Raw genomic sequence first — 7,540 nt, forward strand, 5'->3', positions numbered from 1 at the left:
GTAGAGGTATTGAGTGGCGATGTCATGCAAGCACACGCCGCTCGTCTTGTATTTGACAAAGGATAGTTGCTTTAACTGCAAAAATTGCTGAGTCGTTACCGCCTTACCCACCACTCGTTGTAATTGATCGTGGTTGGCCTCAGCCATCACTGAGAGAGCATCAATGAGAGGGTGTAATTCAGTGTCGGTCACTTCTCGAAAAAGACGTGCTGACAAGGTTTCGCGGACCACCCGGGGTAGTTGCTGTGGATCATCAAAGATGTTGCCGCGTCGTCGAGACTCAGCGACAACCGCCAACGACAGTGGGTGTCCCAGAGCCAGTGTCCGCGCACGGGCAATTTCGTCTTCGGGCCAGTTGCGCCTTATGAGGAAGGATTCTACTTCATCGGCATTAAATAGACCTAAAGGCCAGTGATGCACGCGACGATGCCATCCCGGATCGAGCATCCACTGGTTCATGAGTGGAAGGCGCGAGGCGGTGAGCAGAAGGATACCTGTGGCTGGCAATTCCATCAGGAAAATTTCTCGCAGCCACGAGGAGAGTGATTGAATTTCTTCGTAATTATCAATCGCCAGAACGAGCTTAGGACGCGGTTCTGGGATGTGGCGCCAATCGATAAAAGAAATGGGCAACGATTCGAGAAATCCCTTTGGGGTTCGATAACAAGTACGACCATCCATCCATGCTACCACCGCACCACTCATTTGGCTTAACTGCAGTAGATGGGTAAGGAGAGTGGATTTGCCGATCCCGCCCGTGCCAGTTATCGACACCACTTGAGTCGGTGGTGAAGAAGATCGGCACCATTGATCTACCCACTCACACTCGTTGCGACGACCAACAAAAAGGTGCCGGCGGTCATCGAAAATCTGGGTCGACAAGGGTTCCATTTAAATCCTCCTTGAAATCTCTATCGTAAGCAGCATCATCGATCAGCGCTGTCTCCAAGGGAGGAAAGGTTTTCAATTTCAACCGGGGTGAGAGGTTCCGAGACGGGAATGCCGAGAATTTTATGGTAGAAGTATAGTTCGGCCTCCTGAGCGCGGATAAGTGTTTCCGCTTGAACAAAGCCGTGTCCTTCTCCGGGAAAAGTCAAATAGGCGACCGGTATCTTTCGCGCTTGCAACGAGTTCACCATTAGTTCTGACTGATTCGGCGGTACCACATGGTCGTCTAGCCCTTGAAAGAAAATGATGGGCGACTGAATTTGCGAGACGTGAAATATGGGGGAACGCTCTTTATATATTGCTTCCGAAGCCGGAAAGGGTCCGACTAAGCGATCGAGATAGCGTGATTCGAATTTGTGGGTTTCGCGAGCTAAAGCCGATAAGTCGCTAACGCCATAATAACTCGCTCCACCACGAAAGGCCTTGGTAAAGGTGAGTGCTGCTATGGTGGTATATCCCCCGGCGCTACCGCCGCGTATCAGTAGACGGTTCTCGTCGGCTTGGCCGTGGCGGCTAAGATATAGAGCCGCATTCACGACATCCTTGATGTCCGTGATTCCCCAAGCGTTGCGCAAGCGATTGCGATATTCTCGACCGTAGCCAGTACTGCCCCCATAGTTGACGTCGACCACTGCAAATCCCCGGGTGGTCCAATATTGAAGGGATAGCCGGAACACCGGTGCGCTAAATCCCGTAGGGCCACCATGAGTATAAACAATAAGGGGAGGGCGTTCCCCTTCGGGAGCTAGGTAATTGGCATTTTGGGGTGGATAATAGAAGGCATGCGCCGTCAAACCATTATCGGTGGGATAGCTCACAGCTTGAGGACGTGAAATGTCTCCCTCGGACAAGACCACCTCAACATTTTTTTTGACAATATCGAATTGTTCGGATTCGCTGTCCAATCGAACCACGCACGACCCCTCATACTCCTTGGCCGCAATCATCACGGCGCGAGAACCGCGGACCTGAAGATGGGATATCATGGAGTATGGGCAGGATAGATGCTGCATTTCCGATGTATCGACGTCGATCAAGGCAAGATGAGAGTACCCGTTTTGCGAGTACGTGCAAAGGATTTGGTTCGAGCGGGTAAAGCCATAGGTAGAAAGTCCAAATACCCAAGCCGGGACCCCAAATTCGGCATGCATGGCAGTAATTGGAGTGACCCTGTCCTCACGATGTCGGTAGAGATTCCACCAACCGGTTCTATCTGAGACAAAATACAATACGTTATCCGGAGACCATTGCGGTTGAAATATGGCTTCTTCATCGCCCCCAGCCACCAACACTTTTTGTCCCAAAAGGCCGTCGAGGCCAATCGGTGCACGATAGAGGGTGGTTCCATCCCACGGCATATTGGGGTGACTCCACTCAATCCAAGCCAACCACTGACCGTCCGGACTGATACGAGGGAACATGTAGAAATCGTTTCCCGCCACAATGACCTGGCCAATCGTAGTGGGGTCGTTAAGCGGGATTTTCACGATGGTATTAATGACACGGTCGGGATCGCGGTGATCCTCCCGGACCGCGATTAGCTGCCCACGCGTGCGATCAATGGTTAAATCCGCAAACCGCACAGCATCTTGTGCTGACACCGCTTGAGGGGCTGGATGATCGTGAGAGATGCGATAGAGGCGATGGTCGCCGAAGTGGCTAAAGAATATTTCCTCGCCATCTGCCGCTATACTCCCACCACCATACTCATGCACCCGAGTGCGCGCATTGAATGGAGCCGGAGAAATTTCTGAGGTTGTACCATCTACGTTCTGTTGCATAATTACATGTCGACCACTATCCTCTGGATGACTTTCAATCCAGACGATGTTTTCCCCGCTCCATGCGACTTCCTCGAAAGAAACCGTTTTATCTGTCAGCATGGAGGCGGTGATAGGCGATCTCCAGGTCCCATAGGGAGCTACTGTGGGCGATTGATTCACGCAAATCACCATCCTTTTTCATGAATAGTTAGGTTACAACTTCGGGATCCCGCGGACTATTCCTGCCTATTTTTTCTATTTCTGACGTTTCGTTGAAAAAATTGTCGACTGGACACCCCAAACTCAAACGCTAACAAGATGATAGCGGTCTTGTTGCGCAAAATTTGTCGATTAATCAGGATGACCGAGCCCAATAGTCTTCAAGAATAGGTACGGTGATCTGATCCAACGGGTGATTGCGTTCCGTGAGAAAGTGCAACAGGCGTTGTCTTACGGTTTCAGGCTGATCTTGACCGAGCTTCCATTTGCTGTCTACCGTCTCTACCGAGAGAGTGACATGAGCCAAACGACTAATCCTTTCGCCATAGTGCTCGATTGTGACGGGAGCCCTTTCTTCATTCGGGAAAAGATGTTGAGCGAGGTGGTCTAACCCGGTCGCGATGTCCGTAGGGTCCGAGGAGATGTTTACGGTACCACTTAGCCGGACTGCACGAAAAAGTAGCATAGTGCGATTGGTATCGCGAGCGTCAAACACGGTGTGTGGGACGAGCGACAAGGGTTGATCAACAAATATGGTGGCCCGTCCTTGATGCGCTAGCGCCGCCAGCGTGGCATCACCTTTCACGAGATGAACTTCCACGGTCCCGCCGATAATCTCGGAACTCCCAATCAACCGAAAAGGAATGATAGTGGGTTGGGGATAACCCTCGGGATCGACGGCAATGACTGTACATTGCGACGATTGTTGCAGAAAGTCGTACACGATCCCCCATGGAGGGGATGGGAATTTATTGCTCGGGTACATAGTTACTGTCTCCTTTATCGCCGCATATGAGTATGGCGTGGTAGGTTAATTATAAGCGTGAATTCGGGCATCGTGGACAAAAGTCCCGTGTTTGACACGCTGGGGTGTGGATGATGAGACGATGTGGGTAAACGTCAGAAAGTGGCAGGCTTACCCTCATCAGAAAGTGCGCATGGAGAGTTCCAACAGGCTGTCCCCGACAAATTCTTCGATTTTCAGATCCAAAAGCAGGAATATCTGTAAGATTGTCGAAAAAAGCCATAATTAACCGAGAAATGAGAGTTACCATGATCCACTCCCTGGTTCTTTCGTATGGCGCTATACCTGAGGCAGTGCTTTCCGTTGGATACGTGATTTGTGCCGCATTTTTGCTATGTCATCGAGACATGGTTCGCTACGACTTATTGCGCCCTGTGGTAAGGTTTTTTGTTGTTGGTGCGCTCTTTTGGGGTGTGTATGCCGGCTGGCTTTCGCAAACTAACGCCCATGACGCGGCGCTTTGGGTTCGCTTCTTCTTCCCCTTAGCGTTGATGGCCGAACTTGCCGCGATTGAGGTATGTCTATCGGTGGTGTCGCTAAAGATTCCGTCATGGTTTGTCGTATTGTGGGGAGGAGCGTTGGGGGCTCTGATTCTGGTCTGGCTTAGTCCGTGGCTGCCAGTGCTTTCTGCCTCTCCTGATGGATATTTTATCTCCTTTCACCACTTACCTGCGACATTTGTTGCAGCGTGCCTAGTGTTCTACGGCGGGGGAGTATTGGCGCTATTAACTCTCATTATCGTGAGGGGCATCCGTCAGGGCGTAATGCGCCGCTACGGGCTTTGGTTCGGTCTGGGATTACTGTGGTTGTTTCTAGAGTGGCACGATGGGATCTACGCGAGCGGGCACCATACTCTCTATCCTTCGACATGGATCGTGGGTCTCCTTTTAGGGATTTTCATCGTCTATCGATCACGCCTGACACCGGTTTCTACCAGCCATCCCGCAAAAATTCTTACCCCCTACGAAGGATGGGAATATGGCGTCCAACATTTGAGCCAAGCCTCGGTCGGACTCCTATATGCTGTTATGCGCGACTATGTTCAGGTGCAATCTCTGTATGGGGAGCGATTGGCCGAGCAAATGGTCCATCGTTTGGGAGAAGAACTGGTGCACATGTGCCGTCATGCCGATCGCGTGGTGCAATGGCCGGACGGACAGTTTTTGCTGGTTTTCCCCTTTGTGACCTATTCCGGTCAGCAGATGGTGCGCGAACGGGTCACACCGCGAATCCAGCAACTGCGCTTTCATGATCCTGGCTCAGGTCAGATGGTGACCGTGGCTATCGAATGGGGATGGGCTTGGGCAGAGCGCGGAGCGGATTTTGACGCGTTAGTCAAGGTGGCCCAACGTGCCGGATCTCCGGGGCAGTCTTATGTTGGAAGCCATTAGAAGTTTTGCACAGGTGCTTGCCTTTTTCCTTCAATTCATATGACAATAAGGCAAATCATGTTATTGGAGGCCAGGATGACATATCTCCGAACGCATTATAGCTTTTTGGTTTTGTGGCACCCCGAAGTGATGCTATTAGCGGTGCTCTTGTCCATTATCTATTTCGAATTGACAGGACCGCTCAAGGAGCGTCTGGGGCTTTCTGCAATGACCGTATCGATACGACAAGGCGTTTACTGGGTGCTTGCGATGCTTTTTTTTTATGGGGCCATGGGGAGCCCCATCGCCTTAATGGCCGATCGCTACCTATACCTATACCATATGATCCAACTATCGATTTTGAGTGTGCTGGTGCCTCCTTTAGTATGGGCTAGCCTGCCCGTAGACCTGATTCGAGCATTCATTAATCGCCCCGTGATTCGGCCGATATTTAAGTTGTGGGGACATCCACTCGCGGCACTGTTAATTTTCAATGTATTGAATTGGGCTTGGCAATATCCAGCCGTTCTAGACTATAGTCTGCGGTCTTCCGCGGTTTTTACCTTGGCCAATTATTTTATGTTGCTGGCGGCGTTCTTCTTGTGGTGGCCCGTCATGGGCCCCGCGGATTCTGTCGCCCGGCAAGGGCGAGCGGGATTTCGACATCTGATCATTCCGCCATGGGGAACAGCCTTAAGTCCTGAAGCGCAGATGCTCTACCTATTCTTTGGTATTGATCTTATGATGCCGCCCACCATTTTCGTTGCGGATACGTCGTCACCGTTCTATCAATTCTATCTGCATGCCCCCCATATTTTCGGCATGGGCGCATTAGCGGACCAGCAACTGGGGGCCCTACTGATGGGGATTGTCATGTTTTTAGCCTATGCGATTGCATTTGGGGCATCGTTTCGCTTCTATGATCTGTCATCGTGGTATGCGTGACGGCGTCAGATTGACTCGAGACAGAGATCTTGGCAAAATGTGAGGATGTCGCAAGATATTACATGACTTGCAGTCTATGGAGGAAGTTCACATGCGTATGGCAAGGTGGTTTTTCCCGTTAGTCATGGCTGTGGGATTAGTGACGGCCGCTTGTGGTACCACCACTCCCAGTGCTGGAGGTTCGAATGGCAGCACGCTTGCGGTGGTCGATTCGAAGAGTGCAGCCTATCAGAATACCGCGGCCAATGTGGACCCTGGTACCCCCCTGAATCGGCCAGCGCCGGATTTTACGTTGACCAATCAATTCGGAAATAAGGTGTCGCTGTCCCAGTATCGTGGGAAAGTAGTGGTGCTAGCATTTTTAGACAGCGAGTGTACCACCATTTGTCCTTTAACATCTGAAGAAATGGTAAGGGCACAGGAGATGTTAGGGCCGAAGGCGGCCTCGGAAGTTACATTGATGGCGGTGGATGCCAATCCCATTGCGACCGCAGTGTCAGATGTGTATGCCTATTCTTTAGCGCATGGGGTCGTGCACAAATGGAATTTTGTCACCGGGTCAAAGACCGAACTCTCAAAAATCTGGAAGGAATATGGGATCTATGTCGCGGTCATCCATGGGGCCATCGACCATACTCCGGGAGTTTATATTATTAGTCCCAAAGGGATCGAAAAGCGGATCTACTTGACGCAAATGGCTTATGCCGGACTTGGTCAACAGTCCGAGGTATTTGCGCAAGAGATTGCACGCGTGCTTCCTAAACCGACCAAAACCTCGGCTGACGTGTTGCATCAGGCTCTGGTGCAAGAAGACGTGGTACACAGCTTGAATGGAGTACAACTGCCCCTGGTCACCGCGAAAGGAGAGCACGGGAAGATTCAATTGGTGGATGGGAAGCCGCGTCTTTTGGTGTTTGTGGCCAGTTGGCTTTCTGAACTCTCCAATGTTCCTCAGCAGTTGAAAGCCCTCAATACCTATGAAGCGGATGCTAAGAGAGAGGGGTTGCCACCACTCACGGTCATCGATGAGGCACCCACGGAGCCCTCGCCATCCTCCTTTTTGGATACATTAAAAGAGACGGCGCCCTTGAATTATCCGGTCGCCATTGACACCACTGGTGCGGTGGCGGACCAAGTTGGGGTGCAAGATATTACCTGGTATGCTTTGATTAATGGCGAGGGAAAAGTGGTTTGGGCGCACGATGGTAGCAACAATTGGCTGTCGACCAATGCCTTAATCACGGCGATGAAGAGTCATGCTGCGTCGTAGTGGCATAGAGTAGAGCTTTTAATGTGTCGGAATGGGACTTAAGGAGATTCTCTGTCTCTAGAATATGGGTGAGATAGCGGATTTTCACGATCGCTTCGGGAAGGTCACGATGTTGAACTGCTCGTAATATTTGCCGGATCGTCTCTTTTTTCAGGGCATCCCAGCTATGGCTCGTCCTGAAATCCGCCCACCGTTCTATCGTAGGTCTCTGTGGACCCAC

The 7,540-nt window shown here is 51.2% G+C and carries 6 protein-coding genes and 1 pseudogene; 3 read left to right on the top strand and 4 right to left on the bottom strand.

Features of this window, described 5'->3' with window-relative positions; all coding sequences use genetic code 11:
* The 3 genes and pseudogenes from ACOJWD_RS03415 to ACOJWD_RS03425 all read right to left on the bottom strand — a co-directional run.
* A pseudogene (locus tag ACOJWD_RS03415) lies at positions 1 to 891 on the bottom strand (hypothetical protein); the annotation flags it as partial.
* A gap of 35 nt (positions 892 to 926) precedes the next feature.
* Positions 927 to 2,891, bottom strand: coding sequence for a S9 family peptidase (locus tag ACOJWD_RS03420; RefSeq protein WP_486991819.1), 1,965 nt, complete (start codon positions 2,889 to 2,891; stop codon positions 927 to 929).
* A gap of 175 nt (positions 2,892 to 3,066) precedes the next feature.
* Positions 3,067 to 3,696, bottom strand: coding sequence for an FMN-binding negative transcriptional regulator (locus ACOJWD_RS03425; RefSeq protein ID WP_486991820.1), 630 nt, complete (start codon positions 3,694 to 3,696; stop codon positions 3,067 to 3,069).
* Between the two features lie 287 nt (positions 3,697 to 3,983).
* Between ACOJWD_RS03425 and ACOJWD_RS03430 the strand changes: the two genes are divergently transcribed.
* The 3 genes from ACOJWD_RS03430 to ACOJWD_RS03440 all read left to right on the top strand — a co-directional run bounded on the left by ACOJWD_RS03430 (position 3,984) and on the right by ACOJWD_RS03440 (position 7,320).
* Positions 3,984 to 5,126, top strand: coding sequence for a diguanylate cyclase domain-containing protein (locus ACOJWD_RS03430; protein WP_486991821.1), 1,143 nt, complete (start codon positions 3,984 to 3,986; stop codon positions 5,124 to 5,126).
* Between the two features lie 75 nt (positions 5,127 to 5,201).
* On the top strand, positions 5,202 to 6,050 hold the full coding sequence (locus ACOJWD_RS03435; protein WP_486991822.1) for a cytochrome c oxidase assembly protein: 849 nt from the start codon (positions 5,202 to 5,204) through the stop codon (positions 6,048 to 6,050).
* A 91-nt stretch (positions 6,051 to 6,141) separates the two neighbouring features.
* Positions 6,142 to 7,320, top strand: a complete 1,179-nt coding sequence (locus tag ACOJWD_RS03440; RefSeq protein WP_486991823.1) for a redoxin domain-containing protein — start codon at positions 6,142 to 6,144, stop codon at positions 7,318 to 7,320.
* On the opposite strand, the gene ACOJWD_RS03445 is transcribed toward ACOJWD_RS03440, so the two are convergent.
* A partial coding sequence (locus ACOJWD_RS03445) for a hypothetical protein (RefSeq protein ID WP_486991824.1) occupies positions 7,289 to 7,540 on the bottom strand: 252 nt, incomplete at its 5' end. The two genes, ACOJWD_RS03440 and ACOJWD_RS03445, sit on opposite strands and share 32 nt — an antisense overlap.

Source organism: Sulfobacillus sp. TH-112, from assembly GCF_057473405.1.

Bases quoted from the DNA above. Each gene is read 5' to 3' on its own strand.
- ACOJWD_RS03425 (WP_486991820.1), bottom strand. From the start codon at position 3,696: ATGTACCCGAGCAATAAATTCCCATCCCCTCCATGGGGGATCGTGTAC.
- ACOJWD_RS03430 (WP_486991821.1), top strand. From the start codon at position 3,984: ATGATCCACTCCCTGGTTCTTTCGTATGGCGCTATACCTGAGGCAGTG.
- ACOJWD_RS03435 (WP_486991822.1), top strand. From the start codon at position 5,202: ATGACATATCTCCGAACGCATTATAGCTTTTTGGTTTTGTGGCACCCC.
- ACOJWD_RS03440 (WP_486991823.1), top strand. From the start codon at position 6,142: ATGCGTATGGCAAGGTGGTTTTTCCCGTTAGTCATGGCTGTGGGATTA.